Below are 18,366 nucleotides of genomic sequence, written 5' to 3'. Positions count from 1 at the left end.
CAATTCAGCGGGGACCCCGGTGGACGCCCCACGCCAGTGACTGGCCTCGAGAGCCCGTGTTAGCCTGCACAAGGAATGATCAATGAATGAGCGTTAAAGGAAGGGGAGGCAGCCTGATGCTCAGCAGGGACGAAATATTCGTGGCGCTGCAGGAAAACCTGCACCTGATCTCGGAGGACACGCGCGGACAGGAGATATCCGAGGACGTGAGCCTCGCGGAGTACGGCACCGACTCCCTCGAACTCATCGAGGTCGCCTCGCGCACCATGAAGCAGCTGAACGTCAAGGTCCCGCGCACCGAGATCTCGAAGATCGACAGCATCGGCGAACTCGTCACGCTCTTCGAGAAAGCCGCCCAAAAGAACTGATTGGAGGGCGGGATGCCATCCGGCGCAGAGCAACTGTCCGCGACGACGGGAACCGGGGCGGCCATCACCGGATGTGGCGCGATAACCGGCCTGGGGTATGATACCGCTTCCCTGTGGAACGGTCTCGTGAACGGGCGATCCGCGATCCGCCGATGGCTGGACAAGGATCCGAGAATCGATTCCAAAATCGGTGGCGACCTCAGCGATTTCGACCTTTCGGAGTACCTTGCGGACGTCTGTTCTGACTATCCGCCGGACCTCACCCGGAAGGCGAGGAAGCTCCTTCGCTCGACCCCGCTGTCCGGGGTCCTGACGGCCGCCGCGGGGATGCAGGCATGGGTCGACGCCGGAATCGGCGAGTCGGACGTTCCAGCGGAAAGATGCGCTCACGTCTGCGCCGGCCACAACCTCGGCCACGCGTACATCTCGGAGAACCTCAAGACGTTCGAAGAGGACCCCGAGTACATCGAGCCGTTGTTCGGCGTGCACCATCTCGACACCGACGTCGTCGGCGTCACCTGTGAGCTCCTCGGAATCAAGGGTCCGAGTTTCATGGTCGGTGGCGCCTGCGCGAGCGGCAACATCGCGATCATCACGGCGCTCGGCCTGATCCGTTCCGGAATGGCGGACGTGGTGCTGGTCACCGGCGCGCCCGTCGCGCAGGACTCCCTGGTGCTCCAGGGACTCGTCATGATCGACGCGCTGTGCACTGGAACGTTCGACGATGAGCCGGAACGGGCCTCCCGCCCCTTCGACGCGCTCCGCGCCGGCTTCGTGCCCAGCGAGGGCGGTGCCGCCCTCGTGCTGGAGTCGGCCGGCAGCGTCCGCGACCGGGCCGCGTCGCCCGTCGCCACGCTGCTGGGCGGTGCGTGCACCTCGAACGCGCACCGGCTGACCAAGCCGGACCAGTCCGGCCAGGAACGTGCCATGCGCGACACGCTCACCACGGCACGGATCGCCCCGGAAAGCGTTGACTACATCAATGCCCACGCCACGTCGACGCCCCTGGGCGACGCGACGGAGGTGGCGGCGATCAAGGCCGTCCTCGGCAGCAGGGCATCCGAAATACCGGTGAATTCCACGAAGTCGATGACCGGCCACTGCCTGAGCGCCTCCGGTGTCGTCGAGGCCGTCGCCACGGTGCTGCAACTGCGCCATGGCGTCGTACATCCGACGATCAACCAGGAAAAGCAGGACGAGTCGCTGGATCTTGATTTCGTGCCGAACGCGGCGCGCGAGCACAAGGCGAGCATCGCGCTTTCCAACTCGTTCGGATTCGGTGGCATGAACTCGTGCGTGGCCTTCGGAGCGGTGTCGTGAGCGCGGGCGAGCCGGCCCTGGTGTTCGAGGGCCAGGGAGGCGACGCCGAGAGCGTCCCCCGCGCGCTCGGCCGCGATTGCCCGGTCTGCGGTGACGTCGTCGAGGAGGCCGACGCCGCGCTGGGTTTCCCGCTGTCGAAGATCATCTTCCAGGGGTCGCCGGACGAGCTGCGCCGGACGGCGGTCGCGCAGCCGGCCCTGGTGACCATCGAGGTCGCGCACGCACGGCACCTTCTGGACATGGGAGTGCGGCCGAGCGCACTCGCAGGTCACAGCATCGGGCAGTACGCGGCCCTCGTCGTCGCCGGCGCCCTGGACTTCCGTGACGCGGTGCGGCTCGCCGCCCACCGCGGCGAGCTGATGCAGTCGGCCGTTCCGGACGGTGAGGGCGCGATGGTCGCCATCAGCGGGCTGGAGCTGTCCGATGTGCTCGACGCCTGTCGCGATGGACGTCCCGCCGGTGTCGTGGGCGTCGCATGCGACAACGCCCCGGGACGCACTGTGGTCTCGGGCGCGGCGGACGCGGTCTCGGCGGCCGTGGCCGCGTGCAAGGACAAGGGCGCGATCAGCGTCGAGCTTCCGGTGAGCGTCCCCTTCCACTGCGACCTGCTGACGGGCGTCAAGGACGCGTTCGCCACGGCGCTGCGCCAGGTCACCTTCCGCACGCCCCGGATCGCCGTGATCGACAACGTGACGGCGCGCCCGCTGACGGCCGAGGACGACATCCGGTCGCTGCTCGCCGAGCACATCGTGGCCCGCGTCCGCTTCCGCGAGAGCATGCAGCGGATCGCCGCGTCCGGCGTCGGCGAGGTCGTGCAGTGCGGCCCGGGCCGGAGCCTGATCAAGATGGTCGGCAAGGCGGCTCCCGGAGTCAGCGCGGTCACCTTCGACCGGTACGCGCGGCAACGCGACGCCCGCTTCGCGGGAGGTCACTAGCCATGGGCGTCCTCGAAGGCCAGGGACTCATCGTGACGGGCGCCGGCCGGCCCCTCGCCCAGGCGGTGATCGCGGCCGCGCGGGACGCGGGCGGAGGTGTCTTCGCCTGCACGCACCGGCCGGGCCAGACCGTGGACGACGGGCCGGACGAGCACCGGGCATCGCCCATCGCCGCCGACCTGGCGGACGAACTCGTGGTCGACGCCCTCTTCGATCTGGCGGCCGACCGGGTGCCGCTGAGCGTTCTGGCCAACATCGTCCACCCGGGCGACGGCGGCGGGCGGCTGGTCCACGTCTCGGAAGAGGAGTGGAACGAGGCGCTCGTCTCCTCGCTGCACACCTCCTTCCTGCTGATCCAGCGCGCCGTCGGCGAATTCATCTGCGGTGACGGCGGCCGGATCGTGAACGTGATCGACATGACGGACCACGAGGGCCCCGGAGGGGTCGCGACCGTCACACGGACGGCGCTGCTGTCGATGAGCCGCTGCGTCGCCAAGGAATACGGAAGGCGCGGCGTGGCGTGCAGCACCGTCGTCGCCTGGCGTGGCGACGCCGGATCAGGCGGCTCCCCCGAAGACGCCGCCGAGACGGTGGTCTTCCTCGCCTCGGGCGACGCGTCGATCGTCACCGGCGACGAGCTGCACGTGACGATCCACACCAGGGCCACACGTACCGCTGACCAGGAGCGAGCACGATGCGAGTCGATATCGGCATTGACGACCTGAACGTCTACGGCAGCACGCTGACGATCAGCGCCTCGGACATCGCCGACGCGCGAGGCACACCACGCAAGCGGCTCGCCCAGTGGCGGCTCGACGGCCGTTCGCTCGTACCGCCCTACGAGGACCCCGTCACCCTGGCGGTCAACGCGGCCAGGCCGCTCGTCGACGACCACGGCGCGGCGGGGTTCGGCCTCCTTCTCGTCGCGTCCGAGTCCGGCCTGGACTACTCCAAGCCGCTCAGTTCCTACGTGCACGAGTTCCTCGGCCTGCCGGGAAGGTGCGTCCACACGGAGATCAAGCACGCCTGCTTCGGGGGTGCCGCGGCGCTGCTGCTCGCCGCCGACTGGGTCCACGCGAACCCCGGCGGCAAGGCGCTGGTGGTCGCGACCGACCTGTCGCGCCGGCTCTTCGGGCACGCGGCGGAGGCCGCCGAGGGCATGGGCGCCACCGCCCTGGTGGTCTCCGCGGAGCCGCGGATCCTCGCCCTGGACGCGGCGAAGGGGTACGCGAGCCAGGAGGTGTACGACGTCGCCCGGCCGACGCACACGCACACCATCGTCGACGCGGAACTGTCGCTGTCGGCCTACCTCGACCTCGCGGAGAGCGCGTGGTCCGACTACCGGAGGCAGGACGGCGCGGCGGCCTACGACGACCTCGACCACCTCGCCTGCCACACGCCGCTGGCACCCCTCGTCCAGCAGGCCCATCAGCTGTTCGCCGAAGAGAGCGCCGCCGATCTGCCCTCCGCCGAGCAGTTCGAGCGCAAGGTCGCACCCTCGCTGCGGTACTGCCAGAAGATCGGCAACACCTTCTCGGGGTGCCTCTTCGTCGCGTTGGCCGGTCTGATCGACGGGGTGCCGGACGCGGGCGCCGGGCGGCGGATCGGCCTGTACTCCTATGGCTCCGGATCGAGCGCGGCCTTCTTCAGCGGCGTCCTGCGGGCGGGCGCCGGGGCACGGCTCGCCCGGCACGGCATCTCCTCCGCCCTGGCCGCCCGGCGCGCGGTGGACGTCGGGACGTACGAACGCCTCGTCCACGACATCGAGCAGAGCCTCACCGCGGAGGACTACGAACCGGACACCGGAGCCGTCGGCAACCACTTCGAGGAGAGTTATGCGGGTCGCGATTCGCTCATCCTGGCCGGTGTCAAGGGCTACTACCGCACCTACCAGTGGAGCTGACCGGATGACGTGCGGCGGTTCGCGCGACCAGGGGCCGGCGTGAACGGCGAGACGTCCGGCGGGCGGCGGGACCTCGACGGCAAGGTCGTCGTCGTGACCGGCGGGAGCCGGGGAATCGGCCGGTCCATCGTGCTGGCCGCCGTCGAGCGGGGCGCGCGGGTCGCCTTCTGCGCGAGATCGATGGGCGAGGCGGCGCAGGACGTGCACGCCGAGGCGGAGCGGATCGGCGGCACCGGACGCGTGTTCGCGATGGCCGCCGACGTCTCCCATCGCGGTGACGTCGACGCCTTCGTCGACGCGACGCTCGGCGTCTGGGGCACGATCGACGTCCTGCTGAACAACGCGGCCATCGACAAGGACGCGCTGCTGCTGCAGATGCCCGTCGCCGAGTTCGGGACCGTTCTCGGCATCAACCTGACTGGACCGTTCCTGATGTCCCAGCGGGTCCTGCGCGAGTTCCTCCGCCACGACACCCCGGGCGTGATCGTCAACATCGGGTCCATCTTCGACCGCGGCGCGCCGTCCCAGACCGCCTACTCGACGAGCAAGGGCGGCCTGCGGGGACTGACGCACGCGATCGCCGAGCAGTACGGACCGTCGGGCATCAGGGCGAACCTCGTGGTGTCGGGGCTCGTCGAGACGGAACTGTCCCGGCACATGCCCGCGCATTTCCGGAAGTCCGTGCTCAGCAACCCGCTGGCACGGGCGGGCGGCACGGAGGAGGTCGCCTCGGCGGTGCTGCTCCTGGCCGGGCGCGCCGGCCGCGCCATGAACGGCGCGACCGTGTACGCCTCCGGCGGAATCGTCGACGCGAACTTCCCGGGATGATCATGACGGCTGCATGGTTCAGCGAGGTCGCCCCCGGCATCGGCTCGATCCGGGTGGCGACGGACGAACGGCCCTACTTCGAGGAGACCGCGCTGGAGTCGCTCCGGGCCGCCGTCCGCGAGGTCGCCGAGGACGAGCGGCTTCACGCGGTGCTGGTCGAGGGAGGCGCCCGGCGGTTCAGCGCGGGTGCCCCGGCCGGCGTGCTGCTCGCGGACGATTCCGACGCGCGCATCGAACGGCTGATGTCGGAGGCCGGGCGGCTGCTCCTCGACGTCCCGGTGCCGACGATCGCCGTCATGTCCGGCCACGCCGTCGGCGGCGGCCTGATGCTCGGGCTGTGGTGCGACATGGCCGTCCTGGCCGAGGAGTCGCTGTACGGCGCGAACTTCCTCGACCTCGGTTTCACGCCGGGGATGGGATCGACCGTGCTGGCCGAGGAGGCGTTCGGCGCCCCCCTCGGACGCGAGGTGCTGCTGACCGGGCGGCTGATCAAGGGCCGGGACATCCGTGCCGCCGGGGCGCCCATCGGGCACGGGATCATGCCACGTGCCGATGTCCGCCCGGCCGCGCTGCGCCTGGCCCGTGACATAGCGGACCTCCCGCGCGACGCGGTGGTCCTTTTCAAGCGGCACCTCGCGGCCGAGCGCGGGAGCCGGCTCCACGACGCCCTGCGGCGGGAGAGCGCGATGCACCGCGAGGTGCTCACGCGGCCGGCGACCCGCCGGCGCATCGCCGAGCGGCACCCGGGCGATGACCGCTGATGGCCGGGTACGCGCCTCATCCGGGGGAGAACGGTCCCGTCCGGCTGGATCGTCGCGGCGCCTCCGTGCATCTCGTCCTCGACGACGAGAAGAACCGCAACCGGTTGTCCACAGAGGTGCTCCACGCGTTGCAGGCGGCGCTCGGCTCGGCGGCCCGCCTGGTGGACGAGGGGGTCCGGGTCGTCGTCCTGGAGAGTTCCAGCCGGCGCGTGTTCTCCGCGGGCGCCGATCTGAGCGAGATGGGCGCGCTCGCCGCCCACGACGACGCGGAGCGGCTGGCGAGCGCGCTACCGGCGCTGATCGACGCGATGCGGCGGTGCCCCCTGCCCGTCGTGGCCCGCGTCGACGGCCTGTGCCTCGCCGGAGGCGTCGGGCTCGTACTCGCCGCCGACCTGGTCGTCTGCTCCGACACGGCGGTGTTCGGGCTGCCCGAGGTGGACGTGGGGCTCTGGCCGTTCATCGTGTCGGCCCTGCTCACCCGGCACTGCTCGCCGAAGAGGGCGATGGACATGATGCTGACCGCGGAGTGGATCGATGCCGGCACGGCGCACGAATCCGGCCTGGTCTCGCGAGTGGTGGCCGCGGCCGAGCTCGACGCCGAAATGGAACGGCTGATCTCCACGGTGTCGGAGAAGCCCGCACCGGCCGTCAGCCTCGGGAAGTCCGCCTTCTACGCCACGGCGGCGCTTCCGCCGGACCTGGGACTGGAGTACGCGCGGGGCGGGCTCGCGTCCTCGCTCGGCGATCCCGCGGTGCGGCGCCGCATCGCCGCGCACCAGGCCGCCGTGTCCAGCGGACCGCCCCGGGCGCGGAACGGCGGGGCCCCCTGACGTCCGGATACCGGGACCGAGATCGCGACAGATCGACGCACTGCAATCCGAGGAGAATCCGATGGGGAGTACGAGACCGGTCACCCGGCAGGGCGGTCTCCCGCCAGGCCCGGCGCTGCCGCCCGTCGCCCAGCTCCTGCGCTACGCGGCACGGCCCGAGGGCTGGCTGCGCCGCTGCGGCGCACGGTACGGCGACACCTTCACCCTCCGAGTCGCCACGCTCGGGACCGTCGTCTTCTTCACCGACGAGGAGACGACGCGCGCGATCATCTCCGGCGACCCGAAGATCTATCACGCCTCCGAGATCAACATGGTCGAGCTGATGCCGATCGTGGGCCCGCACTCGTCCTTCACCCTCGACGAGGGGGCCCACGCGCGATCCCGCCAGCTGCTGTCCCCCTTCTTCGGCCGTGACCGCTCCCGTGACTCCGGTGACATGGTCGAGGAGGTCGCCCTGCGGGAAGTCGGCTCCTGGCCCCGGGGACGGCCGTTCGCACTGCGCCCGCACATGCAGGACCTGACCCTTCAGGTGATGCTGCGTGTGACGTTCGGCGACGACGTCGCACCGCGGCTCGCCGAACTCGCGCGGGCGATCACCCGCATGGTGGAGAGCGGCACGCTCGTCCTCCCGCTGCCCGCGCTGCGCCGCGACCTCGGACCGTGGAGCCCGTGGGGCAGATTCGTCCGGGCACGCGCGCGGGTCGACGCGCTCGTCTACAGCATGATCGACGAGCGGCGGGCGGCGCGGCATTCCGCCGGCCGCGCGGACGTTCTCTCGCGGCTCGCCACGGTGACGGACGGGAACGGCGACAGGCTCAGCAGGAAGGAGATCCGTGATCACGTCGTCACGGTGCTCATCGCCGGCCTGGAGACCACATCGACGGCGCTTTCGTGGACGTTCCACGAACTGGCCCGCGATCCCGCCGCTCAGCGGCGCGTCCGCGCCGAACGCGCCGGCGGCGAGGACGCCTACGCCAAGGCAGTGGTCAAGGAGTCGCTGAGGCTGCATCCCCCGGTGCTCGTCGGTCCCGTTCCCATGGTGACGGACGACGTCACGCTGAAGGGGTTCCGCATACCCGCCGGGACCTTCGTGACGCCGGGGACCACGCTCATCCATCACGATCCCGAGAACTACCCGGATCCCGACCGGTTCCTGCCCGACCGGTTCCTCAACGCGTCGCCTCCGGCGCACCGATATCTGCCCTACGGCTGGGGCCCGCACCGCTGCGTCGGCGCGAACCTGGCGTCCATCGAGATGGAACGCGTCCTCGGCGCCGTGCTCGAAAGGGTGACCGTCGCCCCCACGACGCCGAAGCCCGAACCGGGCGTCATCCGCTACGTCACCTGCGCGCCGAAGAACGGTGCGCGGGTCGTGGCCGAGCCCGCTCCCCGATGAACGGAGTGAGTGATCCCAGTGAGCGCTGAGCACTTAAGAAGCCCCGGACGGTCCTCCGGCGCATCGGCGAACACGCTGAGCCGTTCCGAACCGGGCACCCGGACCTTCCCCGCGGCGAGCGCGCTTCCGCGGACGGTCTCCTGGCGGTACGCGGTCGCGGTCGGGCTCGGAGCGGCGAGCCTCATCGTCGTGTCCTTCGGGCCGATGAGGAACGACATCGGGAACCTGGCCCTGGTCGTGTGGCCGGTCGCCGCCGTGGTCGGCGCGCTCCAGTGCCTGCTCATCGGCGAACTCGCCTCGCGGTTCCCGTACCGCGCGGGCGGAGTGGCACAGTTCGGCTACCGCGCGGCCCCCAACGGCTCCCACACGCTGGGGGCGGTGTCGAGCTGGGGGTACTGGTTCGCGTGGACCCCCGGCATCGCCACGCACCTGATCCTCGTGTCGACCTACCTTCACGAGCATCTCCTGCCCGGCGTCAACATCCTGCTGCTCGCGGCGTGCATCGGGACCTGCTTGTACGCCGTCAACTCGCTGGGGCTGCGCATCACGATGACGCTGAACGTCGGTCTCGCGGTGTTCAGCATCGTCCCGCTCACCCTCCTCATGATCGGACCGCTGTTCCGGCCGTCCTCCTTCGAGTTCGGCCGGGTGTGGCCCATCGAGGTGCCGGACGAGGCCGCCCACGATCCGATGCAGCTGGGCCTCATCTTCCTGAAGTGGCTCTTCGTCGCCGCGTGGGCGGCGTACGGGGCGGAGATGGCCTCCACCGTGGTCGCAGAAATCCGCGACGCCACGAAGCGGATCCCGCGGTCCCTCGGCATCTCCGGCATCATCTGCGTCATCACGTTCACGGGGGTCCCGATCTCCCTGATCGGCACCGCGGGCCCGCCCGGAACGGCGTCCGAGGGGCCGGCCGCCTTCACCCCCGCGGCGGAGGCCCTCTTCGGCTCCGCGGGACCGGCGGTCATCGGACTGATGCTGATCTGCGCGATCACCCTCGGAGCCCAGGTGTTCATCCTCGGGTCGTCCCGAACGATCTACCAGATGTCCATGGACGGGCACCTGCCCCGGGTCTTCGCGACGACGAACAAGCGCGGCGCCCCGGTGGGCTCGCTGTTCTTCGACATCCTGATCATCGTCGCACTGCTGGCGATCTTCGGTACGGACGTGGTCGACATCGTCGCCGCCGCGGCGGTCGGGTACGTGGTGGTGTTCGTCCTGCTGCCCCTCGCCTACCTGCTGCTGCGGCGCAGCCCCGACGGCCGTCCGGGCGCCTTCCGGCTGCCCGGCCAGGCGGCCGTCCTCGCGGTGGCGCTGTTCATCCTGAACCTGCTGGTCCTGGTGGTCGGCGGATCGCTGTGGGGGGCGAAGGTGATGGGCATCGGGCTCGCGATCACGTTCGCGATCGTGCCGATCTCCGCGCTGACCCGCCGCCGTGCGCGCCGGCGGGCCGAGAGCGCCGCCGTCCCGCGGACGTCAGAGGCATCATGAACGGGAACGCCGGAAACGCGTCCGCGGTGGCACCGGCCCGCGGTCCGGCGCCACCGCGGTGCGGCCGCGCTCGTCGTGGAACGCTACATCCCTCCCCCGGCCGCCGGCTCGCCCGGCCGCAGGACGCGGTCCAGGTTGGCGTAGAGATATCCGTCCATCGCCTCGTCGGGAAGGTCGAGCCGGAGGGCGTCGCCGACCGCGCGGCCGAAGCCGAGAAGCGGCCATCCGCTCGCGAACATGACCTTGGTCCTTCCGCGGCGCGACCTCATGAAGGAGACCAGCTCCGGCTTGAGGTAGCGGGCGCTGTACGCGGTGGTCATGAGGTAGAGGTTCTCGTACTTCATCATCAGGCGGATGAGCATCTCCTCCCACGGATGACCCGTGTGCGACGCGATCACCGTGAGATCGGGGAAGTCGCGCAGCACCCGGTCCAGATGGAGCGGGTCCTGGGTCCACGCCGCGCCCTTCGGTCCCGGTACTCCGACATTGACCGAGGCGATCGTGCCGGTCTGCTCGCACAGCGAGTAGTAGGGGTAGAAGCACGCGTCCGTCGGCGGACGGTCGAAGTTGAACGGCACGATGCGGAACACGCGAAGTCCCTGGTCGATCAGCGTGGCGAGGCGGCGGACGCCGGCGGTTATCCCGCCGCCGTGGCCGCCGATCGCGCGGGGGGAGTTGAAACCGGCCGACGCCGTGAAGAGCTCCGGCCGCTCCGTGACCACCTTCACGACGTCCTCCCCCTGGACGCAGCGCACGTCCGGCAGGTCCGGGTACTCCACGCCGTACGCGGTGAGGACCGCGCGTTCGATGCCGGCGGCCCGCATTTCCTTGATCATCTCGGGCAATGCGGTGCCGGCCTGCATCTGCTCCGGCCTGCTGAAGAAGGAGCTGACTTCATCGTAGATATCCACGGTGAATACTCCGGCGAACTCGGGAGTGTTCAGATTGACCCATCCGTCGAACACACGATGCTGCGCCACTATGCCTCCTTCGGGCATTGGGATCCGACAGGAGCAGTATGTGGTCAGGACAACCCCGGAGCAAGGGAGGATTAACTTCGACACGGGCGGGAACACCCTTTCCTTAGGCCGTTGATCACGGGGAGAATCTGCTGTCCGGCCAGGTGAACCGTCATGCCAAATTTCGCTCCCCGCACCATTACGTCGAGCCATCAGCACCAAAGCGAACTGATCAGAAACGCCCCATCCAACCTCTTGACCACTCGGCCGAACCGTTGGGATAGTGACTCTCGTGTGTCCCGATGGATCTCTTGGGGAGGGACCAACGAAGATGAGTTTGGAAAGCGTGATATCCCGCTCGACAGAGAACGCTTCCAAGGTCGATCAACCATCGAAGAGAAGCTGTCAGGACAGCCTCCTTAAGATCGACGACAATGCGCTGGCCCAAGGCAACAGCCTTCGGTTTCTCTCGCAGATACCATTCTCCCGCTGGAAAAAGATAGGCGAGCAGCTCTCCACGCTCGCAAACGCGTCCGCCTGGTGGCTGGGAGACTGGCTGGTGTACGGGGAGACCAGATACCCGGAACGCTACAAACAGGCGGTCAAGGAGACGACTCTCGACTACCAGACCCTCCGCAACTACGCCTGGATAAGTCGCAAGATCGACAAATCCCGGCGGCGCGGCACGCTCAGCTTCCAGCATCATGCCGAGGTGGCCTCACTTCCCGAGGACGAGCAGGAAGAGTGGCTCGACCGGGCCGAGAAGTTCGGCTGGTCCAGAAACCTGCTTCGGCAGTACCTCCGGGTTCACCGGGAGACGTCGGCGAATTCCCGTGAAGGCCGGCCGGCCGAGGGCGTCGTCATCCAGGTGAACGTGCCGTCGGGTGAGGAGGAGCGCTGGCAGGAGGCCGCCAAGAAGATGGACCGCCCCCTCGACGAGTGGATGATCCTCATGCTCAGCCGCGTGGCCGACGCCCTGCTGCGCGGAAAGAACGAAATCGTCGTCCAGCCCAAATAGCCAGCGCGACCGCATCGGCGGAGATTCGTCACGTTCCTGTTGCATCTGATCCGGGAGGCCGGCCATGTTCGACACCGACAGCACCGATCACAGCACGGCGGAGACCGACCGGGTCGCTCTCGTGACGGGTGGTTCCAGCGGCATCGGCGCCGCGGTCGCGCGCCGGCTCTCCGGCTCGGGCACCAAAGTGGTGGTCGCGGATGTGGACGAGGACCGGGGTTCGGCATTGGCCGAGCGGATCGGAGGCGCATTCCACCGCACGGACGTCTCCGTGCTCGCCGACAACGAGGCCGCCGTCGCGGCCGCGGTCCGGCGATTCGGCCGCCTCGACGTCGTTCATCTGAATGCCGGGGTGTGCGGCGGAGCCGAGCTGGATCCCGAGCAATACCGCAGGACGATGGGCGTCAATCTCGACGGTGTCTTCTACGGCGTCTGCGCAGCGCTTCCGGAACTCCGGCGGCAAGGCGGCGGGAAGTTCGTCGTCACCGCCAGCATCGGCGGGCTCATCGGAATGCCGTACGACCCGATCTACTCGATCAGCAAGCACGCCCTGATCGGCCTCGTCCGCTCCCTCGGGCCGGCACTCGCACCCGCCGGCATATCCATCAACGCGCTCTGCCCGAATTTCGTGGACACGCCCCTCATCGCCGATGACCGCCCATTCCTCGACGAAGCCGGCATCGAACTCATGGACGTCGAACACGTCGCGGACGCGTTCGAGACCGTGATGTCCACCGAGGAGACCGGGCGCGCATGGCTCCTGCAGGCGGGCCGCAAACCCGAACCGTACGAGTTCGCGCGGATCCCCGAACTGCCGGAAGCGCTCGACTTTCCGTGAGCCGAGCACGAACCGGATCACCGTAAAAAGGGTCATTGTCATGACGCAACCGCATCGCGGAATTCTGTGGGACGACCTGCGGCAGGGCCAGACCTTCTGGTCGAGCGGCCGGACCATCACCGAGCAGGACATATCCGCCTTCTCGGCTCTGTCAGGTGATTTCAATCCGCTTCACGTCGACGACGAAGTGGGCAAGCAGTCCGTCTTCGGCGAGCGCATACCGCACGGTCCGCTGGGAATGCTCTTCGCGATCGGCGGCTACGACCGGATCGGCCTTCTGGAAGGCGTCGTCGTCGCGCTTCTCGACATGCACTGGCGTTTCCGTGCGCCGATGCTCCTCGGTGACACGCTCCGCACCAAGGTGACCGTCGCCGCCCTCGAAGGCAGTAAGAATCCGGAGCGCGGAAAGCTCACCATGCACATTCAGATGTACAACCAGCGCGAAGAGGTCGTGCAGGAAGGCGAGCACCGCTTCCTGATCCGGCGGCGGACGAGCACCGCCGCGTGACCTCGGCCGCGTCCACGGCCCGAATCATTTCCACTGGAGCAAAGGGAGCGCGGGCATGTTCGTACTCCGTTGAGCCGCATCCGGTTCCGTCCGGTCGGGCGGAATGCTTCTGGCCACGCCGATGACGTCCCGCTGATCGACGAGTGTCGCAGCGCGTGCCTCCGGGTGGCCGTGAACCCCCACACGGAGGTATCTGTGAGTTCTGTTTCCGCCACCGGGCCCGTGACCGGCGCCGACGATCACGCCGCCACGCTCGCCTCGGTCATCGACACCGTCATCGCGCCGAACGCCGCCGAGGTGGACCGGCGCGGAACCTATCCGCGGGCGGGCGTCGAGGCGCTCGGAAAGGCCGGCCTGCTCGGCCTGATGAGCGCACCCGGCGTGGGCGGCTCCGGGGCGGAACTCGAGGCGGCCGTTCACGTCGTCGAGCGCCTCGCGGGCGTGTGCGGATCGACCGCGATGGTCGTGCTCATGCATTACGCCGCGACGACGGTGATCGAGGCGTACGGTCCCGAGGACGTCCGACGGGCGATCGCGGGCGGCGAACACGTGACCACGCTGGCCTTCTCGGAGGCGGGCTCGCGCAGCCACTTCTGGGCGCCGGTCGGCACCGCGACCGCCGCCGGCGGTGACATGGTCCGGCTCCACGCGCGTAAGAGCTGGATCACGGCCGCGGGCGAGGCGGACAGCTACGTCTGGTCGAGCCGCCCGCTGAGCGGGCCGGGCCCCATGACCCTCTGGGCCGTGCCGAGCGGAGCGGCCGGCCTGACCGTCCAGGGGCCGTTCGACGGCCTCGGCCTTCGCGGGAACGCATCCAGCCCAGTCACGGCGGACGACGTCCTGATCCCGGTCGGCTCGATGCTCGGAGGCGACGGCTCCGGCCTGGACATCGCACTGAAGACGGTGCTGCCTCGCTTCCTGGTGCTGAACGCAGCGTTCTCCGTCGGCGTCATGGAAGCGCTGACTGGGATGGCACAAGAGCATCTGACCCGAACGCGGCTCACGCACCTCGGTCAGACCCTCGCCGATCAGCCGATGGCACGGGCGAGCTTCGCCCGCCTCCGGACCCGGACCGACGAGGCCCGGTCGTTCCTGCGCGACACGCTGAGCGCGCTCCACACCGACCGGGAAGACGCGGCATTGCGCGTGCTGCAGGTCAAAGCCGTCGCCGCCGAGGCCGCCTCAGAAGTGGCCGACGGTGTGATGCGGCTCTGCGGCGGGTCGGCGTTCCGCAAGGAACTCGGGGTCGAACGCCGGTTCCGGGACGCGCTCGCCGCCCGGGTCATGGCCCCGACCACCGAAGCGCTGCACGACTTCGTGGCGCGGGCCTGCATCGGCCGCCCGCTGCTCGACGAGGAGGTCTCCTGATGTCACTCCTGCTGGGGGCGGTCGCCTACGACCCGAAGGTCGTGACGATCTGGTCGCGGTTCCGTACCTGGCTCGCCGCGCGCGAACTCCCCATCGATTTCGTCCTGTACTCGAACTACGAACGCCAGGTCGAGGATCTGATCGAAGGCCGCATCCATCTGGCCTGGAACTCCCCGCTCGCCTGGATCCGGACCCGTCGGCTGGCCGCGGAGCGAGGGCGGACCGTTCGGCCCCTCCTCATGCGAGACACCGACCGCGATCTCACGTCGCTGGTCGTCGTACGCGACTCGTCGCCGTACATGTCCGTCACCGACCTCAAGGGCGAGCGGCTGGCAGTGGGCGCGGTCGACTCCCCCCAGGCCACCCTCATTCCGCTGTCGTACCTCCGCGGCCACGGTGTCGTGCCCGGTGACAACGTGACCGTGCGCCGGTTCGACGTCGGTGTGGGATTGCACGGCGACCACATCGGCGGCGAGCGCGACGCGGCCATCGCCCTGACGTCCGGGGAAGCCGCGGCGGCATGCCTGATCGACGCGAACCATCTCCTGTTCGGGCGCGAGAGCGTGTTCCCTCCGGGCGGTACACGGGTGCTCGCGCAGACCGCACCGTACGACCACTGCAACATGACCGTGGTCGACTCCGCACCCGGCGAGCTCGTGGACCGGTTCGCCACTCTGCTGCTGTCGATGAGCTTCACCGACCCCGAGGTCCGTCCGCTGCTGGAGATGGAGGGACTCAAAGCATGGGTGGCCGGGCGCGACACCGGCTACGGCGCCCTGGAGACCGCCGTCGACGAGGTGGGCTTCTACGACGCCCGAGGCGTGATCACGGCACGCGAGTACACGCCATGAGCGAGCCCCCGCAGCCCGTCGTGGATCTCGGCGCTCTCGGCTTCGAGCAGGGTGCCCATCTGCTGCTGAACCGTGCGCTCGCCGGGCTCCCGCCGGGTGCGGAACTCACCGTCACCGGCTCGGATCCCGCCCTGGGCGTCCATCTGACGGCCTGGTGCCGCCAGACAGGCCACCGTTGGAAAGCCCGGGAGGACACCACCGGGCCGGTCCGCGGCCAGGTGATCCGCGGGCGCGCCGACCTCGACCGCTGGTCGGGCGCCGAACACGCCGGGGGTCCCACGCCGGCGGGAATCGTCAAGCGGCCTGCCGCCCACTGGGGGCCGGCGGCACGCGGCGCGCTCGTGGAGCCCGGCGGTCCCGCCCTCGCCGCCGACCTGGACGACCGCGACATCGTCTGGGCGGACCTGGCTCCCAAGCTGTATGCCAACGCCGCCTCCGCCCAGTGGGACCCGGCGTCGGCCGTCGCGTGGGACGCCGAGTTCTCCGTACCCGACGAGGTCGAGCAGGCCGTGGTCCAGGTGATGACCTACCTCGTGGAGAACGAGCAGGCGGCCCTGGTGATCCCGGCCCGGTTGCTCGCCCGCGTCCACCCGCACTTCCGCGAGGTCTTGCAGCTCCTCGCGGTCCAGGCCGCCGACGAAGCGCGCCACATCGAGGTCTTCACCCGGCGCGCCCTCCTCCGCCGCGGCGAGATGGGAACGTCCTCGGCCAGCGGCCGCTCCTCGCTCGTGACACTGCTGTCGGAGCCGGACTTCTCGCTGGCGTCGTTCCTGCTGTCCGTGCTCGGTGAGGGCAGCTTTCTCAGCCTGCTGTCGTTCCTGGACCGCTATGCGCCCGATCCGGTCACCCGCCAGGTCGCCCGGCTTGCCCGGCAGGACGAGGCGCGGCACGTCGCGTTCGGCGTCGCCCACCTGGAGCATCAGGCCGAGCTCGACCCGAGCCTGCGCTCTCGGCTTCGGTCCGCCGTGGAACGCCGCCACGACACGCTGATCGACACCGCGGGGCTGAACAGGGACGTGTTCGACTCGCTGGTGGTCCTCGCCGCCGGGGCCTGGACACCGCATGCCATCGCGGACGGCTACCGCCGCGTCCAGCGGCTCCACGCCGACATGGACGAGGGCCGTCAGCGCCGGCTGATCCGTCTCGGATTCCCCCCGGACGAGGCCGCCGAACTGTCCGCACTCCACACCCGTAATTTCATGTAGGCATCGCGCCGATACGGCCGCGACCCCGGTGATCGGCCCGGCGCCCCGGGAATGCTCTCGCAATCGGCCGCCCATGGCCGAACCTCGATTCCGCCGGGAGCGTCCGCCCTGGAAAGCCGTGGCCCGAGTCGTCATACTCGGAATTGCGACATTCTGGACCGTGTCTGTACATCACGCGGTTACATTGGGCTCGGTCATGCACACCCGGCGCGCCATGGTGAAACCGCAGTGTTCGAGGCGAGGGGAAAATGCGCCGTACCGCAAGCGCCAGGAGCCGGAACCACGATACCGCGCGCAGATCCGCCGAATCCGCTCAGCCGCCCAGTGAGGAGAGCACGAGCGGTGACAGCCGCATCCCGGCGGCCCCGGATGGCGGACGGGCCGATCTCGGGCTGCCACCGGGCCCACGCCTCCCCAAATGGCTGCAGACGGTTCTCGCATTACGGGACCCCGTCGGATTCTTCGAACGTTGCCGGCAACGCCACGGCGACGTTTTCCGGGTGGCCTTCATCGGAATCCCGCCCGTGGCCTACGTCGCCGATCCCGATCTCGCGCAACAGGTCTTCAGTACCGATCGTGACATCGGACAGGCCGGCGAGGCCCGCAAGCCGTTCCTCGAACCTCTCGTCGGGGTCAATTCACTGATATGCCTTGACGGGGACGACTGGATGCGCCAGCGGCGGCTTCTCGGCTCGGCCTTCCACGGCAAACGCATCGAGCGGTACCGCGAAGAGATCGCGGCCATCGCCGCCGCGCACGTCCGTGAATGGCCGACGGGCAAGGAGATCCGCCTCCGCCCGCACATACAGGTCATCACTCTCGAGATAATCCTCCGCGTCGTGTTCGGGGTCCGTGACGCCAGGCGCGTCGAGCGGCTCCATGAGCTCCTCCCCCCGCTGCTGGAATCGTGGGAGTCGCTGAACTCGCTCATCTCCATCCTGCCGAGATCGCTGTGGGCACGGATCGAACCGCTCCTCGCACGGCTTCCGCGCAATCCGGTCGTGAGGTTCAGGGAACTGTTCGCCAAGACCGACGAGATCCTCTACGCCGAGATCGCGGAACGTCGCGACGCGGGCGACCTCGCGGACCGGGGCGACATTCTCTCGGTGCTGCTGCGAGCACGTGACGACGACGGCCGCGCGATGACCGACCTCGAACTGCGCGACGCCCTGATGACCCTCATCGTCGCCGGCCACGAGACCACCGCGACGGGACTCGCCTGGGCCTTCGAGCGGCTGGTCCGCCATCCCACCGTGCTCGACCGCCTGACCCGGGCGGTCGTCGACGGCGGTGACCGCGGCTACCTCGACGCCGTGATCAAGGAGACGCTCCGCACCCGGCCCGTGGGACCGGACATGCCGCGCTACACCACCGGGACGCTGGAACTGGGCGGCTACCGGATCCCCCCGGGATGGTGGGTCAACCCGTCCGCCACGCTGCTGCACAACCTGCCCCGCTATTTCCCCGAGCCGGATGACTTCCGGCCAGAGCGTTTCCTCGAGGAGAGTCCCCCGGCGTGGATGCCGTTCGGCGGTGGACGGCGCAAATGTCTCGGCGCCCAGCTGGCGATGCTGGAAATGCAGGCGGTGATACCGGCCGTGCTCGAACGATATCGGTTCCGAATCGCAGGGAACGGAACCTCGGAGAAGCCGAAAATGCGGTACGCGACCCTTGTTCCGTCACATGACGGTCGCGTCATCGCGGACACCCGTTGAGCGGGGGCGTACTGCGAACCCGGCCTCGGTGCCTTTCTCCGGATGGATGACATGAGACCGCCGCTAGCGGTC

At 69.3% G+C, this 18,366-nt stretch carries 18 protein-coding genes; 17 read left to right on the top strand and 1 reads right to left on the bottom strand.

Going from position 1 to position 18,366, the window contains the following annotated elements; all coding sequences use genetic code 11:
• The first annotated feature begins 116 nt into the window (after positions 1-116).
• The 10 genes from ACTWPP_RS36080 to ACTWPP_RS36035 all read left to right on the top strand — a co-directional run bounded on the left by ACTWPP_RS36080 (position 117) and on the right by ACTWPP_RS36035 (position 9,832).
• Positions 117-368, top strand: a complete 252-nt coding sequence (locus tag ACTWPP_RS36080) for a phosphopantetheine-binding protein (RefSeq protein ID WP_443108905.1) — start codon at positions 117-119, stop codon at positions 366-368.
• Between the two features lie 12 nt (positions 369-380).
• Positions 381-1,688, top strand: coding sequence for a beta-ketoacyl-[acyl-carrier-protein] synthase family protein (locus ACTWPP_RS36075; protein ID WP_443108904.1), 1,308 nt, complete (start codon positions 381-383; stop codon positions 1,686-1,688).
• On the top strand, positions 1,685-2,623 hold the full coding sequence (locus tag ACTWPP_RS36070) for an ACP S-malonyltransferase (RefSeq protein ID WP_443108903.1): 939 nt from the start codon (positions 1,685-1,687) through the stop codon (positions 2,621-2,623). The genes ACTWPP_RS36075 and ACTWPP_RS36070 overlap by 4 nt, the downstream gene beginning before the upstream one ends.
• A 2-nt stretch (positions 2,624-2,625) precedes the next feature.
• On the top strand, positions 2,626-3,348 hold the full coding sequence (locus ACTWPP_RS36065) for an SDR family NAD(P)-dependent oxidoreductase (RefSeq protein WP_443108902.1): 723 nt from the start codon (positions 2,626-2,628) through the stop codon (positions 3,346-3,348).
• A complete protein-coding gene (locus ACTWPP_RS36060; protein WP_443108901.1) occupies positions 3,318-4,526 on the top strand; it encodes a hydroxymethylglutaryl-CoA synthase family protein in 1,209 nt (402 codons plus the stop codon). The genes ACTWPP_RS36065 and ACTWPP_RS36060 overlap by 31 nt, the downstream gene beginning before the upstream one ends.
• A gap of 39 nt (positions 4,527-4,565) precedes the next feature.
• The gene (locus tag ACTWPP_RS36055) at positions 4,566-5,354 is read left to right on the top strand and encodes an SDR family NAD(P)-dependent oxidoreductase (RefSeq protein WP_443108900.1); all 789 of its coding nucleotides are present in this window, start codon (positions 4,566-4,568) and stop codon (positions 5,352-5,354) included.
• A gap of 2 nt (positions 5,355-5,356) precedes the next feature.
• Positions 5,357-6,115 (top strand): enoyl-CoA hydratase-related protein, encoded by a 759-nt coding sequence (locus tag ACTWPP_RS36050; protein WP_443108899.1) that lies wholly within the window; start codon positions 5,357-5,359, stop codon positions 6,113-6,115.
• The gene (locus ACTWPP_RS36045; protein WP_443108898.1) at positions 6,115-6,945 is read left to right on the top strand and encodes an enoyl-CoA hydratase/isomerase family protein; all 831 of its coding nucleotides are present in this window, start codon (positions 6,115-6,117) and stop codon (positions 6,943-6,945) included. The genes ACTWPP_RS36050 and ACTWPP_RS36045 overlap by 1 nt, the downstream gene beginning before the upstream one ends.
• A 61-nt stretch (positions 6,946-7,006) precedes the next feature.
• Positions 7,007-8,341 carry a cytochrome P450 gene (locus ACTWPP_RS36040; protein ID WP_443108897.1) on the top strand — a complete coding sequence of 445 codons (1,335 nt, stop codon included), beginning with the start codon at positions 7,007-7,009 and terminating at the stop codon, positions 8,339-8,341.
• Between the two features lie 9 nt (positions 8,342-8,350).
• Positions 8,351-9,832, top strand: coding sequence for an APC family permease (locus tag ACTWPP_RS36035; RefSeq protein WP_443108896.1), 1,482 nt, complete (start codon positions 8,351-8,353; stop codon positions 9,830-9,832).
• An 83-nt stretch (positions 9,833-9,915) separates the two neighbouring features.
• On the opposite strand, the gene ACTWPP_RS36030 is transcribed toward ACTWPP_RS36035, so the two are convergent.
• Entirely contained in the window at positions 9,916-10,812 is an 897-nt protein-coding gene (locus ACTWPP_RS36030) for an amidohydrolase family protein (protein WP_443108895.1), read from the bottom strand.
• Positions 10,813-11,122: 310 nt separating this feature from the next.
• Between ACTWPP_RS36030 and ACTWPP_RS36025 the strand changes: the two genes are divergently transcribed.
• The 7 genes from ACTWPP_RS36025 (at position 11,123) to ACTWPP_RS35995 (ending at position 18,294) form a co-directional block, all read left to right on the top strand.
• Positions 11,123-11,809 carry an LmbU family transcriptional regulator gene (locus tag ACTWPP_RS36025; RefSeq protein WP_443108894.1) on the top strand — a complete coding sequence of 229 codons (687 nt, stop codon included), beginning with the start codon at positions 11,123-11,125 and terminating at the stop codon, positions 11,807-11,809.
• Positions 11,810-11,873: 64 nt separating this feature from the next.
• The gene (locus ACTWPP_RS36020) at positions 11,874-12,647 is read left to right on the top strand and encodes an SDR family oxidoreductase (protein ID WP_443108893.1); all 774 of its coding nucleotides are present in this window, start codon (positions 11,874-11,876) and stop codon (positions 12,645-12,647) included.
• Positions 12,648-12,687: 40 nt separating this feature from the next.
• On the top strand, positions 12,688-13,155 hold the full coding sequence (locus tag ACTWPP_RS36015) for a MaoC/PaaZ C-terminal domain-containing protein (RefSeq protein ID WP_443108892.1): 468 nt from the start codon (positions 12,688-12,690) through the stop codon (positions 13,153-13,155).
• A 195-nt stretch (positions 13,156-13,350) separates the two neighbouring features.
• Positions 13,351-14,523 (top strand): acyl-CoA dehydrogenase family protein, encoded by a 1,173-nt coding sequence (locus ACTWPP_RS36010; RefSeq protein WP_443108891.1) that lies wholly within the window; start codon positions 13,351-13,353, stop codon positions 14,521-14,523.
• On the top strand, positions 14,523-15,374 hold the full coding sequence (locus ACTWPP_RS36005; RefSeq protein WP_443108890.1) for a phosphate/phosphite/phosphonate ABC transporter substrate-binding protein: 852 nt from the start codon (positions 14,523-14,525) through the stop codon (positions 15,372-15,374). Before ACTWPP_RS36010 ends, ACTWPP_RS36005 begins: the two co-directional genes overlap by 1 nt.
• Positions 15,371-16,579: a hypothetical protein gene (locus tag ACTWPP_RS36000; protein ID WP_443108889.1), complete on the top strand. Its 1,209-nt coding sequence runs from the start codon at positions 15,371-15,373 to the stop codon at positions 16,577-16,579. The genes ACTWPP_RS36005 and ACTWPP_RS36000 overlap by 4 nt, the downstream gene beginning before the upstream one ends.
• Positions 16,580-16,827: 248 nt before the next feature.
• Positions 16,828-18,294: a cytochrome P450 gene (locus ACTWPP_RS35995; protein ID WP_443108888.1), complete on the top strand. Its 1,467-nt coding sequence runs from the start codon at positions 16,828-16,830 to the stop codon at positions 18,292-18,294.
• The last annotated feature ends 72 nt before the right edge of the window (positions 18,295-18,366 follow it).

Source organism: Actinomadura sp. 3N407 (assembly GCF_052245875.1).
Lineage (GTDB): Bacteria > Actinomycetota > Actinomycetes > Streptosporangiales > Streptosporangiaceae > Spirillospora.
The sequence above is the reverse complement of the archived record's forward strand: the minus strand, read 5'-3'. Positions and strand labels throughout refer to the sequence as shown.

Excerpts from the sequence above, each read along its gene's own strand:
- ACTWPP_RS36080 (WP_443108905.1), top strand. The coding sequence starts at position 117 with ATGCTCAGCAGGGACGAAATATTCGTGGCGCTGCAGGAAAACCTGCAC.
- ACTWPP_RS36075 (WP_443108904.1), top strand. The coding sequence starts at position 381 with ATGCCATCCGGCGCAGAGCAACTGTCCGCGACGACGGGAACCGGGGCG.
- ACTWPP_RS36065 (WP_443108902.1), top strand. The coding sequence starts at position 2,626 with ATGGGCGTCCTCGAAGGCCAGGGACTCATCGTGACGGGCGCCGGCCGG.
- ACTWPP_RS36060 (WP_443108901.1), top strand. The coding sequence starts at position 3,318 with ATGCGAGTCGATATCGGCATTGACGACCTGAACGTCTACGGCAGCACG.
- ACTWPP_RS36050 (WP_443108899.1), top strand. The coding sequence starts at position 5,357 with ATGACGGCTGCATGGTTCAGCGAGGTCGCCCCCGGCATCGGCTCGATC.
- ACTWPP_RS36045 (WP_443108898.1), top strand. The coding sequence starts at position 6,115 with ATGGCCGGGTACGCGCCTCATCCGGGGGAGAACGGTCCCGTCCGGCTG.
- ACTWPP_RS36040 (WP_443108897.1), top strand. The coding sequence starts at position 7,007 with ATGGGGAGTACGAGACCGGTCACCCGGCAGGGCGGTCTCCCGCCAGGC.
- ACTWPP_RS36025 (WP_443108894.1), top strand. The coding sequence starts at position 11,123 with ATGAGTTTGGAAAGCGTGATATCCCGCTCGACAGAGAACGCTTCCAAG.
- ACTWPP_RS36020 (WP_443108893.1), top strand. The coding sequence starts at position 11,874 with ATGTTCGACACCGACAGCACCGATCACAGCACGGCGGAGACCGACCGG.
- ACTWPP_RS36015 (WP_443108892.1), top strand. The coding sequence starts at position 12,688 with ATGACGCAACCGCATCGCGGAATTCTGTGGGACGACCTGCGGCAGGGC.
- ACTWPP_RS36005 (WP_443108890.1), top strand. The coding sequence starts at position 14,523 with ATGTCACTCCTGCTGGGGGCGGTCGCCTACGACCCGAAGGTCGTGACG.
- ACTWPP_RS36000 (WP_443108889.1), top strand. The coding sequence starts at position 15,371 with ATGAGCGAGCCCCCGCAGCCCGTCGTGGATCTCGGCGCTCTCGGCTTC.
- ACTWPP_RS35995 (WP_443108888.1), top strand. The coding sequence starts at position 16,828 with ATGCGCCGTACCGCAAGCGCCAGGAGCCGGAACCACGATACCGCGCGC.